This is a genomic window from Microbacterium sp. B24 (assembly GCF_000333415.1).
Taxonomy (GTDB): domain Bacteria; phylum Actinomycetota; class Actinomycetes; order Actinomycetales; family Microbacteriaceae; genus Microbacterium.
On the sequence record NZ_BADB01000549.1, the window covers coordinates 1 to 1,188 of the forward strand.

Annotated in this window: 2 protein-coding genes; one reads left to right on the plus strand and one right to left on the minus strand. The window is 69.5% G+C overall.

Going from position 1 to position 1,188, the window contains the following annotated elements; translation table 11 throughout:
- The coding region (locus I5I_RS15940; RefSeq protein ID WP_051039704.1) for a TetR/AcrR family transcriptional regulator at window positions 1-582 on the minus strand (582 nt) is incomplete at its 3' end.
- Between the two features lie 117 nt (window positions 583-699).
- Here I5I_RS15940 and I5I_RS15945 point away from each other — a divergent pair.
- Window positions 700-1,188: acyl-CoA dehydrogenase family protein (locus I5I_RS15945; protein ID WP_036322131.1), on the plus strand; the 489-nt coding region annotated here is incomplete at its 3' end.

Here is a 1,188-nt window from a genome sequence, read left to right on the forward strand (position 1 = left end):
CCTGCGCAGAAGGGTGTCCGTCTCGGCATCCACCGCCACTTCCCGGCGCGTGCGCACGACGTACGGGGTGGAGTTGATCAGCCCGAAGCCGGCGTGAGCCCGCACGCGCAGGTCGGTGTCGCCGCGCTCCGGGTGCACGGCGCGCAGGACGTCCACCCACAGCTCCACATACTCGCGCTGCAGGCGCCGCACGGTACGGCGGTCCTGGTCGCTCAACCGCGTGAGGTCGCGGTCCTGCACGCGGATGACATCGGCGCTTCGCACCGCGAAATCGACGTGGAAATCGACGAGTTCGCGCAGGGAGCGTCGGGCGTCGTGCCCGGTGGACGTCACGCGACGTCCGCCCTCGAGCAGGTCCGTGCTGGCTCGCAGGAGAATCGCGCCGAGGAGCGCGCGCTTGCTGTCGAAGTGACGGTAGACGGCCGGGCCGCTGACTCCGACGGCGGATCCGAGATCCTCGAGGCTCACCCCGTCGAACCCGTGCTGGGCGAACAGGCGCGCCGCCGCCTCCACGAGCGCGTCAGCACGCTCCGCCTTGGCGCGCTCGCGGGTGGTGCGCGCTGCCCGGGAGTGCGTTGTCATTCCAGTTAATCCTCGATAACCTGAGCTGGTGGGTTAACGAACACTAACCCACTGGCTCGTCCGCGCGCCATGCGTGCACGTCAGCCGTTACGCGACCGCGACATCGAAGGAGATGGCATGGCGATCCTCGACCCCCACGACTACGGATTGAACGACGAGGAGCGCGAACTGGCGGCCATGGTCCGCGCCTTCGCCGACGAGCGGATCGCGCCGCAGGCGTACGAGGCCGACCGCACCAGGACGCTGCCGCTGGACATCGTCTCCGAGATGGGGGAGATGGGGCTGTTCGGCCTGCCCTTCCCCGAGGACGTGGGCGGGCAGGGTGGCGATTTCGCGACGCTCGGACTCGAGATCGAGGCTCTGGCCCGCGTCGACCAGTCGATCGCCATCACGCTGGAGGCCGCCGTCAGTCTCGGTGCCATGCCCGTGTACCGATTCGGCAGCGACGCGCAGCGGGAGGCACTTCTTCCCGACCTGCTCGCGGGGCGCGCGCTCGCCGGCTTCGGTCTCACCGAACCCGAAGCGGGATCGGATGCCGGCGCGACGCGCACGACCGATCGCCTGGAGGCAGGCGAGTGGGTCATCGACGGCAGCAAGCAGTCATCA